11 protein-coding genes are annotated in these 14,858 nt (G+C 70.2%); 8 read left to right on the top strand and 3 right to left on the bottom strand.

From position 1 onward, the window contains the following. Positions 1-17: 17 nt before the first annotated feature. Positions 18-473 (bottom strand): GNAT family N-acetyltransferase, encoded by a 456-nt coding sequence (locus tag ITJ59_RS10200; RefSeq protein ID WP_194651015.1) that lies wholly within the window; start codon positions 471-473, stop codon positions 18-20. Positions 474-558: 85 nt separating this feature from the next. Here ITJ59_RS10200 and ITJ59_RS10195 point away from each other — a divergent pair, with 85 nt between their 5' ends. The 3 genes from ITJ59_RS10195 (at position 559) to ITJ59_RS19405 (ending at position 5,397) form a co-directional block, all read left to right on the top strand. Continuing rightward, positions 559-1,887: an ROK family transcriptional regulator gene (locus tag ITJ59_RS10195; RefSeq protein WP_194651014.1), complete on the top strand. Its 1,329-nt coding sequence runs from the start codon at positions 559-561 to the stop codon at positions 1,885-1,887. Between the two features lie 82 nt (positions 1,888-1,969). Further along, positions 1,970-2,890, top strand: coding sequence for a hypothetical protein (locus ITJ59_RS10190; RefSeq protein ID WP_194651013.1), 921 nt, complete (start codon positions 1,970-1,972; stop codon positions 2,888-2,890). A gap of 104 nt (positions 2,891-2,994) precedes the next feature. Beyond that, complete coding sequence (locus tag ITJ59_RS19405; protein ID WP_194651012.1) at positions 2,995-5,397, top strand: lamin tail domain-containing protein; 2,403 nt, start codon at positions 2,995-2,997, stop codon at positions 5,395-5,397. Positions 5,398-5,556: 159 nt separating this feature from the next. Here ITJ59_RS19405 and ITJ59_RS10180 read toward each other — a convergent pair whose 3' ends face one another. After that, complete coding sequence (locus ITJ59_RS10180; RefSeq protein WP_194651011.1) at positions 5,557-6,066, bottom strand: hypothetical protein; 510 nt, start codon at positions 6,064-6,066, stop codon at positions 5,557-5,559. Between the two features lie 147 nt (positions 6,067-6,213). Here ITJ59_RS10180 and ITJ59_RS10175 point away from each other — a divergent pair, with 147 nt between their 5' ends. The 5 genes from ITJ59_RS10175 (at position 6,214) to ITJ59_RS10155 (ending at position 13,746) form a co-directional block, all read left to right on the top strand. Next, positions 6,214-7,056, top strand: a complete 843-nt coding sequence (locus ITJ59_RS10175) for a PhzF family phenazine biosynthesis protein (protein ID WP_194651010.1) — start codon at positions 6,214-6,216, stop codon at positions 7,054-7,056. Between the two features lie 222 nt (positions 7,057-7,278). After that, positions 7,279-8,637, top strand: a complete 1,359-nt coding sequence (locus ITJ59_RS10170) for an extracellular solute-binding protein (protein WP_194651009.1) — start codon at positions 7,279-7,281, stop codon at positions 8,635-8,637. A 108-nt stretch (positions 8,638-8,745) separates the two neighbouring features. Next, positions 8,746-9,696, top strand: coding sequence for a carbohydrate ABC transporter permease (locus ITJ59_RS10165; protein WP_194651008.1), 951 nt, complete (start codon positions 8,746-8,748; stop codon positions 9,694-9,696). Then, on the top strand, positions 9,696-10,595 hold the full coding sequence (locus tag ITJ59_RS10160; RefSeq protein WP_333925055.1) for a carbohydrate ABC transporter permease: 900 nt from the start codon (positions 9,696-9,698) through the stop codon (positions 10,593-10,595). Before ITJ59_RS10165 ends, ITJ59_RS10160 begins: the two co-directional genes overlap by 1 nt. Before the next feature lie 37 nt (positions 10,596-10,632). Beyond that, positions 10,633-13,746, top strand: a complete 3,114-nt coding sequence (locus ITJ59_RS10155; RefSeq protein WP_194651007.1) for an alpha-mannosidase — start codon at positions 10,633-10,635, stop codon at positions 13,744-13,746. A gap of 249 nt (positions 13,747-13,995) precedes the next feature. On the opposite strand, the gene ITJ59_RS10150 is transcribed toward ITJ59_RS10155, so the two are convergent. Then, complete coding sequence (locus ITJ59_RS10150) at positions 13,996-14,850, bottom strand: hypothetical protein (RefSeq protein WP_194651006.1); 855 nt, start codon at positions 14,848-14,850, stop codon at positions 13,996-13,998. Positions 14,851-14,858: the final 8 nt, after the last annotated feature.

Below are 14,858 nucleotides of genomic sequence, written 5' to 3'. Positions count from 1 at the left end.
TACGTCGTTGGGGATTACTAGAGCGTCAGGACCGCGAAGTGGTCGCCGTACTGGGTCTCACGGACGACCTCGAAGCCCACGGCGCGGAAGAACGCCTCGGGACTGTCGTCACCACCGGGCTCGTAGACGACCGTCAGTCGTTCCTGCCCGCGGCTGCGTGCCTCGTCCGCCAGGCCGTGCACGGCGAAGCGGCCGATGCCACGGCCCTGCGCGGTGCCGGCGACGTTGACGCGCCAGATCGCGCTGCGCAGTTCTTCCTGCGCGTTGTCCGCGTCGAAGGAACCGATGATCAAGCCCAGGACGTCGTCGCCGTCCAGCACCACGCGGGTCCACGCGGAGCTCGGCTTGACGTCGGACTCGGCGACCCCGTAGGTGGTCGGCTGCACGAACTGTTCCTGGCCCGGCTTGAGCGTCAGGGAGTTCGCCGCGGCAGCGGTCTTCGCGGAGAGTGCTTCGAGACGCAGGTCGGCCATGCGGCCAGGGTAACGGTGCGACCCGTGCGGGGGCCAGTGGTGTCATCCCGCCGGATGACCTGGGAGGGCGCGGTATGGTCGCGGAATGGCAGAACATCGGCGTGGAGCGAACCTCCCGTCGATCGGCGGCTTCAACCGCACGGTCGTGCTCGATGCCGTCCGACGCTCGCCGGACGGCCTGAGCCGCGTCGAGCTGGCGTCGCGCACGGGCCTCAGCGCGCAGACCGTGTCGAACGTCACCCGGTTCCTGATCGAGGCCGGCATGATCGTCGAGTCCGGCACCGTCGTCGCCGGTCGCGGCAAGCCCCGGACCATCCTGCGGCTCGAACCGGGCAGCCGGTACGCCGTCGGTGTGCACGTCGACCCGGCCGTCGTCACCTACGTGCTGCTCGACCTGGCCGGCACCGTCGTCGCCTCGTCCACCACCTCGACCCCCACCGCCGACGACCCGTCCGAGGTCGTCCGCACCATCGGGTCCGCGGTCGACGGCCTGATCGCCGACGCGGGCGTGGACGTCGACGGGGTGCTCGGCGTCGGGATCGCCAGCCCCGGCCCCATCGACGTCGACGCCGGCATCGTGGTCGACCCGCCGTTCCTGCCCCGGTGGCGGGATGTCCCCCTGCGCGACGCGCTCGCCGAGGCCACCGGCTACCCGGTGCTGCTCGAGAAGGACGTCACGGCGGCGGCGGTCGGCGAGATGTTCCTGGCGGGGGAGTCGTCGGCCCGGAACTTCGCGTTCGTGTACTTCGGCACCGGGTTCGGCGTCGGGCTCGTCGTGGACCACGAACCCGTGCGCGGGGTCGGGTCCAACGCCGGGGACGCCGGGCACATCATGGTCGACCAGGGGGCGCTCGCGGGCACCCCCGACGGCTCGGGCACCCGCGGCGAGGTCGGCGCGGCGGTGGCACCGGACCGGCTCGTGCGGATCGCGCGGGAGCGGGGGGTGACGTTCACCGGTGGTTCCGGTGGTTCCGACGATTCCGGTGGTTCCGACGATTCCGGTGGGTCCGACGGTTCCGGTGGTTCCGGTGGTTCCGGTGGTTCCGACGATTCTCTCGACGCGGTGAACCGCGCCTGGGACGAGCTCGCCGCCGCCATCGACGCCGGCGACGATGCCGCCGTCTCGCTCGCTGCCGATGCCGGCACCGTGATGGGCGACGCCGCGGTCGTCATCGTGAACCTCCTCGACATCGACCGGGTCGTGTTCGGCGGTCCGTTCTGGTCGCGCATCTCGAGTGCCGCGCTGCCGGCTGCCCGCGCGGCGATCGTCGGGTCGCCGTTGCTCGTGCCGAAGCACGCGGTCGACGTCGTCGAGAGCGACCGCGGTGCCGACGTCGCCGCGGTGGGGGCGGCCTGCCTGGTGCTCGACGCCGCGTTGTCGCCGCGGGCGAGCGGACTGCTCATCCGCCGCTGACCGCGGTCGGAGGTCGCCGGCACCTCCCACTACGCTGCGAACCGAAGCATCCGTCAGGGCGGCGGGGAACGGCGGGGGACACATGACGGACAGCGGCACCGACGGAGCGATCGACCGACGCTGGGCGAAGGTGCGCCCACTCGTCTTCCGGACGATCATCGGAGCCGTCGTGGCGGCCGGCCTCGTCGGCATCGTGGCCGTGTTGGTCGGTGACTTCGGACGGGTCGCGGTGCAGCTGCTCCTGACGATCGTCGTGGTCGTCGTCTTCGCGCTGTTGTCCTGGTACGACGCCGACGTCTCGTCACGCCGATCGGGCACGTTCGCGTTCGCCAGCATCGTCACCTCGATGTACCTGCTCGTCGCGGGGCTGTACAAGGTCTGGCTCGTCCCGACGAACCCGCACGGTGGAGACGACCTCTGGCTCGTCGGCGAGCGGTTCTGGCACTGGATCTGGCTCGTCGGTGTTGCCCGGGTGGCGCTCCTGCACGTGCACCTGCTGCTCGTCATCCACCGCCGGTACCCGACACCCGTGCTCCAGGTCGTCGCCAAGACGACGGTCGGCGTCATCGGGCTGCTCGCTCTGCTGTTGTCGATCCCGCTGCTCGCTCCCGACGTGCACTACGCGCCGGGGTACTGGCGGTTCGTGTGGGTGGTGGTCATCCTCGACCTGCTCGGAACGGTCGTCGTCCCGCTCAGCAACGCGCTGTTCCGCCCGAGGGGTACCGCGTCGGCGGCTGCGTGGCCGGTGCCGGTCGCGCCGTCTGCGGTGCCGGTCACCGCCTGGGACGCCACCCCGACACCGGACGCGCCGCCCGCGGTCACCACGGGAGCGTCCCCGGCGGTGCCCCCGGCAGCGGCCGCTGGCACCGGAGCGCCTCGGTACCGGTACGAGCCGCATCCGACCTCGTCTCGTGCGCTGGCCTGGCCGCGGTACGTCGACGGCACGCCGTTGCCGGCGCTGCCGGACGGGGAGCCGGACTTCTCGGGGGTCGCGCGGGACTGAGGCGGCCACCCACGACACCTGTCGTTCACCGTCCGGCCACCGCTCGGACGCCCGGGTGCTGAACAGTCGTGCAGGTCTCCCCTCCCCTCCCGAGAAGGACCTGCATGCGCACTCCTGCCCTGCGCCCCCGCTCCGTGCGGCTCGGTGCCGCCATCGTGACCGCTCTGGCCGTCGGTGCCGGCGTGCTCGCGGCCAGCCCGGCAGTCGCCGCCGTCGGGGACGACGACCCGAGCGTCGGTGCCACTGCTGCGAACGGCCTGGTCGTCAACGAGGTCGAGTCGAACGGCGACGACACCGACTGGGTCGAGCTGCGGAACACGTCGTCCGCGTCGATCGACCTGACCGGCTACGCCTTCCTCGACGACGACAGCACCCACGACGCGTACGTCCTGCCCGCTGGTTCGACGATCGCGCCCGGCGGGTACTTCGTCATCGACCAGCTCTCGGCGACCGCGCCCGGGTTCGACTTCGGGCTCGGCGGTGCCGACACCGCACGCATCTACGACCCGTCCGGTGACTTGGTGCTCCGGTACTCGTGGACGAGCCATGCGGTCGTCACGTACGGTCGCTGCGCCGGAGGAACCGGTGCGCTGGTCGACACCACCGCGTCGACGAAGGGCGCGGCGAACGACTGCTCGTCGCCCGTCCGCATCAACGAGGTCGAGTCGCAGGACGGCACCCCGGGCGACTGGGTGGAGTTGACCAACGTCGGCAGCACCACGGTCGACCTCGGCGGGTACGTCCTGAAGGACAGCGAGGACGACCACGCGTACACGGTCCCCGCTGCCACGACCATCGCAGCCGGAGGGTTCACCGTCCTCGACGAGGCGGACTTCGGCTTCGGGCTCGGCAAGGCCGACTCGGCCCGCGTGTTCGACCCGCGGGGTGCGCTGGTCGACTCGTACTCGTGGACGGCCCACGCCGCCTCGACGTACGGCCGCAACCCGGACGGCACCGGTGCCTTCGCCGACACTGCCGAGCCGACGAAGGGCGCGGCGAACCGGTTCGCCGGAGTCGTCACCGCCGAGCCCTGGCCCGGCGGACCGGACGAGACCGTGCTCGACGACGAGGACACCTTCTCGGGCGACCTGAGCGGCGTCGACTGGACGAGTTCCGGCACGTCGCGCGGCGGCCAGCTCTGGGCCGTGCAGAACGGCGACGGTCTGCTCTACCACCTGGCCTCGGACGGTCACGGCGGCTGGGCTCCGTCGAACGCCGCGGGTACGGACCTGCGGTACGCCGACGGAACGGGCACCCCGGACGCCGAGGGCGTCACCGTCGCGAGCGACGACCCCGGCGCCGTGTACGTGTCGACCGAGCGGGACAACGACGTGTCGAAGACCAGCCGCCCGTCGGTCTTGCGCTACGCGACCACCGACGGGTCCGAGTCGACCCTGCGCGCCACCGAGGAGTGGAACCTGGCCGCCGACTTCCCGGGGCTCGGCGCCAACGCCGGCCTGGAGGGCGTCACCTGGATCCCGGACTCGTGGCTCACCGCGCACGGTTTCGCGGACGAGCACACCGGTGCGGCCTACTCCCCGTCCTCGTACGCCGGACACGGCGAGGGCCTGTTCTTCGTCGGCGTCGAGGGCACCGCGAGCGTCTACGCCTACGCCCTGATGGACGACGGCTCGTTCCAGCGCGTGGCCACCATCGCCTCGCCGTTCGCCGTGGTCGCCGACGTGCAGTTCGACCCGACCCTCGACGCGCTCTGGGTGGTCTGTGACGATGCCTGCGCCGGCCGCACTGCCGTGTACGAGGTGACCGACGGTGTCTTCACCGCCGCGGAGGTCCACGAAGCACCGTCGAACGCCGACCGCACGCTCGCCAACGAGGGCTTCGCGATCTCCGGCGTCTGCACGGACGGGGAGCGCGCCACGTTCTACGCCGACGACAACGACACCGACGGCTTCTCGCTCCGGACGGGGACGTACCCGTGCGAGGGCGGCGACACCGACCCGGGCACCGGGCCGACGCCGACGCCGTCGCCGGGCGACGGTGGCACCGAGCCGACGCCGGCCCCGACGTCGAAGCCGACTCCCGGGCCGACGCCGTCGGCGCCGAGCACGGTCGCGCCGGTCGCGCCGGGGGCTCCGTCGGAGACGAGCCTGACGGACGCGACCCGTGGGTCCGTGTCGGCGCCGTCATCAGCTCGTGCGGGGGAGACGATCACGGTCACGGTGGGGACGCAGTACGCCGGTGATGTGGTGGACGTCTGGTTGTTCTCGGCGCCGACGCTGCTGGGCACGGTGACGGTCGCGGCCGACGGCACCGTCCGGGTGACGATCCCGGCCGATGCTCCGGCCGGTGCGCACCGCATCGTGGTGACCGCGGCCGACGGCACGGTACTGGGTTGGACACCGATCACGATCACCCCGGCGGGCGAGCTCGCGTTCACCGGTGCCGAGGGCCTCGGCGCGGGCACGCTGCTGGCGTTCCTGTTGCTCGCGGCAGGCGCCGGGGTCCTGATCGTCCGCCGTCGTCGCAAGGCGGCGGTTCCGGAGTAGTCCCCAGGCCCCACGGGGGCTCCGAGTGAGCAGAAGACGTCGGGTTCGTGGTGCGGACCCGACGTCTTCTGCTCACTCCGTGCAGTGGGCGCGCCCCACGGACGGACGGGAGGCCCGTGGCCAGGCCGCCACGGGCCTCCCGTCTGCCCTGTGGGTGCGTCAGCCGTCGGTGCGCAGCGTGCTCGAGTCGTCCTGACCGGGGATGGCGTTCTTCGTGGTCCAGCCGTACCAGCGGTCCCCGATCTCGGCGACCGCGCGACCGTCGCCGCACGTGACGAGGCCCTTCGTGGGCAGGTCGTCGGGCAGGAAGTCCGCAGTCATCGCCGGGCCGCCGTACGAGCCGTCGAGCTTCGTGCACGCGGCGAGGTCGACCCCTTCCTGCGAGGCGAACCGGATGACGTACCCGGGCTGGGAGGCATGCAGCCGGACGTCGATGTTCTTCGCGTCCTCGGGAACCCACTCCGGCATGAAGAACGCCATGTCCTTCGACTCACCGGACCGCGGCGCGTCCGAGTACGTGGCGAAGTGCTTCTGCGGCGTCTTGTTCGGAACGATGTCCTCGAGCACGCTGCACCCCGTGGTCAGCAGGAGCGCGGACAGTGCTGCGGCCCCGGCGAGGGCGATGCGGAGGGTGCGGCGGGAGGTGTTCGGGCGCGTGTCGATGCTCATGCACCCAGTCTCGTGACGGATCACCCGCTGAAACATCACGTGCGCACCCGGAGTCGTGCGGGGGTTACCCCCACCGGCTGCGAGGCCGTGCCACGCGTCGCCGATCGGCCCGCGCGGACGGCACCGGTCCCGCAGTAGCGTCGCACCATGAGCACCGACGTCCTCCGGTACACCGCCTTCGCCGCCGAGCCCGGAGGCGGTAACCCCGCCGGACTGGTCCTCGACGCAGCGGCACTGACCGACGACGAGATGCTCGCCGTCGCCCGCGAGGTCGGCTACCCCGAGACCGCGTTCGTCGTCGGCACCACGGCGACGGGCCCGCACGTCCGCTACTTCTCGCCCGCCGCCGAGGTGCCGTTCTGCGGGCACGCGACGGTCGCGCTCGCGGTGGCGCTCGCCGAACGGCAGGGGCTCGGCCGCCGGGTGTTCACGACGGCCGCCGGCGAGGTCGCCCTCGACGCCACCACCGGCCCGGACGGGGTGGTCCAGGTCGCGATGACGAGTGTCGAACCGGCGACGCGGGACATCGACCCGGCGCTCCTCGCCCGGTTGTTCGACCTGCTCGGGCTCACGGCCGACGACATCGCGCCGGGCTTCCCGGTGCTCGAGTCCTTCGCCGGCAACTGGCACCCGGTACTCGTGCTGCACGACCGGGAGCTCTTCCACCAGTTCCGGTTCGCACCCGGACCACTCGCCGACCTCAAGCGCGAGGCCGGCTGGCAGGGGACGGTCACGGTGCTGCTCCGGACCGGGGAGCGCGAGTACGAGGCGCGGAACCTGTTCCCCGCCGGCCGCATCACCGAGGACCCGGCGACGGGTTCGGCGGCAGCGTCCACCGGGGCGTACCTGCGCGAGGTCGGTGCGGTGGTCCCCGGCGACCGTGTCGTCACCCGGCAGGGCCGCCACGTCGGTCGTCCGAGCGTGCTGCTCGTCGACGTGCCGGCATCCGGCGGCATCACGGTGACCGGGAGCGCGACCCCCATCTCCTGACACACGTTCTTTCCCAGAGCGCGTGGGATGGAAAGCCGAATCGGGCGTACCTGGTCGAAAGTTCCGACCAGGTACGCCCGATTCGACCAGGTACTCCCCAAACAGCAGCGCCCCGACGCGCGCGGCGCGAAAAACCCCTTGACACGGATAAGTCCATACGGTGGACTAATCCTGCGCGCGGGCGACGGAGCCCGCGGATGTCACCCGTGCAAAGGAGCACCGATGAAACGCACCCGCATCATCGCCGGACTCGCAGCCGTGGCCGTCGCCGCGGTCGGCCTGGCAGGCTGCTCAGCCTCGGGGTCCGCCTCGAGCGACACGATCAAGATCGCGTACCAGAAGTTCGGAGCCTTCCAGCAGCTCGACGCCCAGATGAAGGTCGTCAAGAAGGAGTACGAGAAGGACAACCCGGGCAAGAAGGTCACGCTCGTCCCGATCCAGGCCCAGGGCAACGACTACTACACGAAGCTCGCGCTCATGAACAAGGCGCCCGCGACGGCTCCCGACGTCATGTACGAGGACACGTTCCTCGTCAAGGCCGACGCCGAGGCCGGCTACCTGTTGCCGCTCGACAAGTACACGGCGAAGTGGAAGGACTGGGACCAGTTCTTCGACAACGCCAAGCAGGCCGGGCAGGGTGACGACGGCAAGATCTACGGCGTCCCGATGGGCACCGACACCCGCGCGCTCTGGTACAACAAGGACATCTTCAAATCCGTCGGACTGCCCGTGCCGTGGCAGCCCAAGACGTGGGACGACGTGCTCGCCGCGGCGAAGACGATCAAGGACAAGAAGCCCGACCTGATCCCGTTCAACATCTACTCGGGCAAGGCGCAGGGCGAGGCATCGACCATGCAGGGCTTCGAGATGCTCCTGTACGGCGCGGACGGCTCCGGCAACACGCTCTACAAGGACAAGAAGTGGGTCACCGGGTCGAAGCAGTTCGTCGACTCGCTGCAGTTCGTGAAGGACGTCTACCAGGGCGGCCTCGGACCGACACCGCAGCAGGCACTCGACACGAACGTCGGCACGACCATCGCGCAGACGTGGCTGCCGAAGGGCAAGCTCGCGATCGACCTCGACGGTTCGTGGCAGTCCGGCACGTGGCTGAAGTCCGGTACCGCGCCGTGGGCCGAGTGGAACGACGTGATGGGTCAGGCACCGATGCCGACGCAGAACGGTCAGGACCCGGGCTACAACTCGATGTCCGGCGGCTGGACCCTGGCGGTCGGCGCGAAGTCGAAGAACCCGCAGGCAGCGTTCGACTTCATCACGAGCTTCCTCGACAAGGACGGCTCACTGAAGTACGACACCGAGAACAGCCAGATCGCCGTCCGCAAGGACGTCGCGGACGACACCGCCTACACCGATGCCAACCCGACGTTCAAGTTCTTCTCCGGACTGGTGGAGAACACGAACTTCCGCCCGGCGACGAGTGACTACTCGCAGGTGTCCAACGCGATCCAGGTCGCGATGGAGTCGGTCATGACCGGACAGCAGACACCGAAGCAGGCGGCTGCCGTGTACGACAAGGCCGTCGAACAGGTGGTCGGCAAGGACAACACCGTCTCGGCTGGTTGACGGACGTCACCCACTGACGGACGGGAGGCGCGGGGCGACCCCGCACCGCGCCTCCCGGTCCGTCCTTCCCCACCTTCGGAACCCCTCCGCACCCGGAAGGCACCCATCGTGTCCAGCACCCCCCTCGCGCCGACGCTGTCGGCGCCCGGTGCGCCGAAGCGCACCGACCCACCCGTGCCGCGCAAGCGGCGACCACTGCGGAACGTCGGACGAGCTGTCCCGCTCCTGCCCGCCCTCGTCCTGCTCGTCATCTTCCTGCTCGGCCCCGTCATCTCGTCGTTCTACGGGTCGTTCACGAACTCCGCGCTCACCGGCGCCGGCGCAGCCGACCAGCAGTTCGTCGGCTTCCAGAACTACGTCGAGCTCTTCCAGGACCCGGACTTCCCGAAGTCCGTCGTCCTGACGGTCGTGTTCCTGCTCGCCTCGGCGGTCGTGGGACAGAACGTGCTCGGGCTCGGCCTCGCGCTCCTGATGCGCTCCGCCAACAAGGCCGTCCGCGCGATCGTCGGCACGTTCGTCGTCGCCGCGTGGGTCCTGCCGGAGATCGTCGCCTCGTTCGCCGCGTACGCGTTCTTCAACGACGAGGGCACGCTCAACGAGTTCCTCAAGTCCATCGGCATCAGCGGCCCGAACTGGCTGTACACGTTCCCGATGTTCGCCGTGATCCTGGCGAACATCTGGCGCGGCACGGCCTTCTCGATGCTCGTCTACTCCGCCGCCGTGCAGGAGGTCCCGGAGGAGATCACCGAGTCCGCCGAGGTCGACGGTGCCACCGGGTGGCAGCGCCTCGTCTACATCACCCTGCCGGTGATCCGACGGAGCATCTCGACCAACCTGATGCTGACGACGCTGCAGACGCTGTCGGTCTTCACCCTCATCTTCGTGATGACCGGGGGTGGGCCGGGCACGAACTCGTCGACCCTGCCGATCCTCGCCTACCAAGAGGCGTTCAAGTTCTCGCAGCTCGGCTTCGGGACCGCGATCGCGACCATCCTGCTCGTGGTGGGGGCGGTCTTCTCGATCATCTACATCCGAGCCCTCAAGCCGGAGGTGGACTGATGGCCATCACTGCCCCGTCCCTCGACCCGACCACCACCCGTTCGGTGACCGCACCCGGTTCGCTGCACATGACGTCGCCGCGCGGCCGCACCATGCGGTGGGTGGCGAACACCGTGCTGCTCGTCATCGCGGTGTGCTTCGCGGTCCCGCTGCTCTGGCTCGTCCTCGCCTCGGTCGACACCCAGGCGTCGCTGTCCGTCAAGCTGCCGACGCAGTTCACGCTCGACAACTTCACGAAGGTGCTCACGCCCGAGCTGTCGTTCATCCCGCTCGCGAACAGCCTGCTGCTCTCCGGCGGCACGGCGGTCGTCACGGTGGTCTTCGCGCTGCTCGCCGCGTACCCGCTGTCCCGCTACAAGATGCGCGTCAACAAGCCGTTCCTGTACAGCATCCTGTTCGGGACCGGCCTGCCGATCACCGCGATGATGGTGCCCGTCTACGCGCTGTTCGTGTCGCTCAACCTGATCGACAACGTGTGGGGCTGCATCTTCTTCCTCGCCGCGACGTCCCTGCCGATGGCGATCTGGATGGCGAAGAACTTCATGGACTCCGTGCCGATCTCGCTCGAAGAAGCTGCGTGGACCGACGGGGCGTCGATGATGACCACCCTGACGCGGATCGTCGTCCCGCTCATGCGCCCGGGCATCGCCGTCGTGTTCATCTTCGTGTTCATCCAGGCGTGGGGGAACTTCTTCGTCCCGTTCGTCCTGCTGCTCTCGCCCGACAAGGTGCCCGCCGCGGTGAGCATCTTCAACTTCTTCGGGCAGAACGGGGCGGTCGCGTACGGACAGCTCGCCGCGTTCTCGATCGTCTACTCCGTGCCCGTCATCGCCCTCTACGTGATCGTGTCCCGAGGCCTCGGCGGCGGCAACGCCCTCGCCGGCGGCATCAAGGGCTGATCCGCTGGCTCCGGCCGGCTCTCTCGAAAGGAACCACATGCACCAGGACGAACCGCTCGTCGAGGCACGGATCGCCCGCCTCGTCCGCGACCGTGTCGACCCCGCCGTGCACCGACGCTCGGCGCCGGTGACGATCGAGGCGTGGGAGGTGCCGGACGAGCCGGTGCCGTTCGACTCCGCCGTCCGCCAGTCGTTCACGCCGTTCACGGTGGGCTCGCACTGGGGCGGCCGACCGTGGGGGACCACCTGGTTCCGGATCACCGGCACAGTGCCGGCGGACTTCGGCACCGCGCCGGGGACCACCGCGGAACTGCTCGTCGACCTCGGGTTCACGAAGCGGCACCCGGGGTTCCAGGCCGAGGGCCTGGCGTACCGCACCGACGGCTCCACGATCAAGGGCATCGAGCCGCGGAACGACACCGTGCCCCTCGAGGTCGGTCCTGGGGAGTCCTTCGAGCTCTACGTCGAGGCCGGTGCGAACCCGGACATCGGCGGCGACTCGTTCCAGGGCGCGACGCCCCTCGGCTCGCGGTCCACCGCGGGCGACAAGCCGATCTACCGCGTACGCTCCCTCGAGCTCGTCGAACGCGACGACACCGTGTGGGAACTGCAGCAGGACTTCTGGGTGCTCCGCGGCCTGATGGCGGAACTGCCCACCGACGGCACCCGGGGCGCCGACATCCTGCACGCTCTCGAACTGGCCGCCGACGCCCTCGACCCGGACGACGTCGCCGGTACCGCCGCCGATGCCCGTCAGGTGCTCGCACCCGTCCTGGCCGTCCCCGCGAGCGCCGCGGCCCACCGGGCGATCGCCGTCGGCCACGCGCACATCGACTCCGCCTGGCTCTGGCCGGTGCGCGAGACGATCCGGAAGTGTGCCCGCACGTTCTCGAACGTCCTCGACCTGATGGACCGTGACCCCGACTTCACCTTCGCGTGCTCGTCGGCGCAGCAGTACGCGTGGATCCGCGACGGCTACCCGTCGATCTGGGCGCGCATCAAGGAGCGCGTCGCCGAGGGCCGGTGGATCCCGGTCGGCGGCATGTGGGTCGAGTCGGACACGAACCTGCCCGGTGGGGAAGCGCTCGCCCGACAGTTCGTCGCCGGCAAGCGGTTCTTCCTCGAGGAGTTCGGCATCGACACCCCCGAGGCCTGGCTGCCCGACTCGTTCGGCTACTCGGGCGCCCTGCCGCAGATCGTCCGCGCGGCCGGCTCGAAGTGGTTCGTCACGCAGAAGCCGTCGTGGAACGAGACGAACGTCATCCCGCACACGTCCTTCCACTGGGAGGGCATCGACGGCTCGCGGGTGCTCACCCACCTGCCGCCAGCGGACACCTACAACTCCGACGTCTCCGCCGCCGACCTGCACCGCGGCGAACGGAACAACAAGGAGCGCGGCGTCGCGAACACCTCGATGCTGCTCTACGGCTTCGGCGACGGCGGTGGGGGCCCCACCCGCGAGATGGTCGCAGCCGCCCGACGCCAGCACGACCTGGACGGCTCACCCCGGGTGCAGCTCGGTACTCCGGCCCAGGTCTTCGAGGAACTCGAACGCGTGCTCCCCGAACCCGGCGTGTGGTCCGGCGAGATGTACCTCGAGTTCCACCGCGGCACCTACACGTCGCAGATCCGCACGAAGCAGGGCAACCGCCGCTCCGAGCACCTGCTGCGCGAAGCCGAGCTCTGGGCGTCGACCGCAGCCGTGCGCCTCGGACTGGACTACCCGTACGAGGAACTCGAGCAGGCCTGGCACACCGTCCTGCTGCAGCAGTTCCACGACATCCTGCCGGGGTCCTCGATCGCCTGGGTCTACGAGAACGCCGAGGAGAACTACGCGCAGATCGCCCAGGTCCTCGAGGGGCTCATCGGCACCGCGACGACCGCCCTCGCGAACGGGGGCGCTGCGGCGCTCGCCGGGGTCGGTGCCTCGTCGTCCACGGCTGCCGGCGGCAGCAGCGCGTTGCTCGACGCGCCGTCCGGCGCCGACGCCGTCGGCGGCAGCGGGTCGCCCGGGAACGTCGTGCGCTTCAACGCCTCGCCGGTCGCGGCAGGGGACGCGGCCGCCCTGGGAGGTTCGCTCGGATCTGCGGCGGACCCCGTGCCTCCCGTCCGCTCCGGCGACCACTTCGTCTTCGACACCGGCGTCGTCACGGCGACCATCGACGGAGCCGGCCACGTCGTGTCGCTCGTCGACCGCGCCAGCGGACGCGACGCGATCGCACCCGGCGCTGCCGCTGCGGAGTACACGGTGTTCCGCGACACCCCGAACCAGTGGGAGGCGTGGGACATCGACCGTGCGTACCAGCGCAACGGCACCGTGCTGTCGGCCTCGTCGGTCACGATCGACGGCTCCTCGCTCGTGGTGGAACGGTCCTTCGGGTCGTCGACGCTCACGACGCGGTACTCGGCGGTCGCCGGGCTCGCAGAGCTGGTGATCGAGACCGAGGTCGACTGGCACGAGCACCAGAAGCTGCTGAAGCTCGCGTTCCCCGTCGACGTGCGTGCCGCGGCGGCCTCGAGCGAGATCCAGTTCGGGCACATCGACCGGCCGACCCACCAGAACACCTCGTGGGACCACGCCCGCTTCGAGACGTCGGCGCACCGCTGGGTGCACGTCGCGGAGCCGGGGTTCGGTGTCGCGGTGGCGAACGACTCCACGTACGGGCACGACATCACCCGGAGCACCCGGCCCGACGGCGGGACCACGACGCTCGTGCGCGAGTCGCTGCTGCGCGGACCGACGTTCCCGGACCCGAACGCCGACCAGGGGCACCACGTGTTCCGGACGGTGCTGCGGGTGGGTGCCTCGGTGCTCGACGCCGCCGACTCGGGCTACCGGTTGAACCTGCCGGTGCGGACCGTCGCGGGCACCACTGCCGTCGACCCGCTCGTGACGGTGTCGTCGCCGCAGGTCTTGGTCGAGGCAGTGAAGCTCGCCGAGGACCGCTCCGGTGACGTGGTGGTGCGACTGTACGAGGCCTCGGGGGGTCGGGCGACCGACGTCGGGGTGTCGTTCGGCTTCGACGTCGCTTCGGTGGCGACGGTGGACCTGCTGGAACGCCCGCTGGGGGACTCGTGGGACTCGGGGGAGCCGGTCGTGCTGACGCTCCGTCCCTTCGAGATCGTGACCCTGCGGGTACGCCGGGCCTGAGGCAGCGGGGCCGGTGGTCCCCCTCGGGGGAGAGAGACCGCGGCGCCGGACGGGACACGGGTGCGTTCCGTCCGGCGCCGTGTTGCTGCCCGGGGTTGGTCGCCGACTGGTGCGCTGGTAGCGTGGACTCGAGGGATTCGGCGAAGGCCGCGTCCGGTTCGCGGCCGGAGTTCCCACAGAAACGCGGAGACCCGGGTGCAAGTCCCGGCGGTGAACCGTAGCTCAACGAGAAGAGCCCCGTTTTGTCTTTCAGAGTGGGCCCCGGCGGTCCAACTCTGCTGCGATCTCTGTCCTGCTCAGATTGAGTGGGCCGTACAGGTGTCGTGCGACGCCGTGACACTTCCGCAGCGCGGTTCCGGCGCGGAGCGAGCCCGGGTGCTCCTCGAGAGCATCGTCAACGGCGACGCGGGTCCACTCGTTCCGGCTCATCCCGACCTGGAGCAGACCGTTGCAGCCTCGGTCGACGTTCTTGGTCACCGCCAAGGCGAGGAGCATCTCCCCGTGGCCGAGACGCAGCTTCTGGCCCGCGCGGAGACTGGTCGGGTCCGTCCCGGTCACCTTCGTCCATGCAGAGATCGCTTCGGGGCTCAACCCGTCGATCGTCGTCACGAGACCGTCGTCGATCCGTCCACCGTCGTGGATCACCGCGTTGCGCATCCTCCGCAGCACGGTCAGTTGCTCCAACGGGACCGGATGGAGTTGCGCGCCGGCGGCGAGCTGGAGCGCCTCGTGCTGGCCCGCCGAGCGTGCGTCTCGTGCACGACGGCGCGAGAGCAGTCCCGCGTCGGCCGCCATCAGCAAACAGGTCTTCATGTAGTCCTCGTGCAGTGCCAGGGCATAGGCGATGCTCATCGCGCCGAGGTGAACGTCTGCTTCCCCGAGGATGTCGCTGGCAGCTTCCGCGGTCAGGTTGAACCGCTTGATGTGGGGGACGTTCGGGTAGACCTCCGGCAGCAGGCGATCGGATCCACGGTTCAGTTGCAGGAGGTGGTTCGAGAGCTGCGCGCCGGCCAGGAGCCCCATCAGCGCGTTGCTGGCCTCGACCCGGAGTGCCTCGTACTGACGGTAGGCGCGGAATCGAACGACTCCGGTCGGTGCTGGCATGCCAGATA

The sequence above is a fragment of the Curtobacterium sp. VKM Ac-1393 genome, assembly GCF_015350995.1.
GTDB lineage: Bacteria > Actinomycetota > Actinomycetes > Actinomycetales > Microbacteriaceae > Curtobacterium.
The sequence above is the reverse complement of the archived record's forward strand: the minus strand, read 5'-3'. Positions and strand labels throughout refer to the sequence as shown.

Excerpts from the sequence above, each read along its gene's own strand:
- ITJ59_RS10150 (WP_194651006.1), bottom strand. The coding sequence starts at position 14,850 with ATGCCAGCACCGACCGGAGTCGTTCGATTCCGCGCCTACCGTCAGTAC.
- ITJ59_RS10155 (WP_194651007.1), top strand. The coding sequence starts at position 10,633 with ATGCACCAGGACGAACCGCTCGTCGAGGCACGGATCGCCCGCCTCGTC.
- ITJ59_RS10180 (WP_194651011.1), bottom strand. The coding sequence starts at position 6,066 with ATGAGCATCGACACGCGCCCGAACACCTCCCGCCGCACCCTCCGCATC.
- ITJ59_RS10170 (WP_194651009.1), top strand. The coding sequence starts at position 7,279 with ATGAAACGCACCCGCATCATCGCCGGACTCGCAGCCGTGGCCGTCGCC.
- ITJ59_RS10200 (WP_194651015.1), bottom strand. The coding sequence starts at position 473 with ATGGCCGACCTGCGTCTCGAAGCACTCTCCGCGAAGACCGCTGCCGCG.
- ITJ59_RS10190 (WP_194651013.1), top strand. The coding sequence starts at position 1,970 with ATGACGGACAGCGGCACCGACGGAGCGATCGACCGACGCTGGGCGAAG.
- ITJ59_RS19405 (WP_194651012.1), top strand. The coding sequence starts at position 2,995 with ATGCGCACTCCTGCCCTGCGCCCCCGCTCCGTGCGGCTCGGTGCCGCC.
- ITJ59_RS10175 (WP_194651010.1), top strand. The coding sequence starts at position 6,214 with ATGAGCACCGACGTCCTCCGGTACACCGCCTTCGCCGCCGAGCCCGGA.
- ITJ59_RS10160 (WP_333925055.1), top strand. The coding sequence starts at position 9,696 with ATGGCCATCACTGCCCCGTCCCTCGACCCGACCACCACCCGTTCGGTG.
- ITJ59_RS10195 (WP_194651014.1), top strand. The coding sequence starts at position 559 with ATGGCAGAACATCGGCGTGGAGCGAACCTCCCGTCGATCGGCGGCTTC.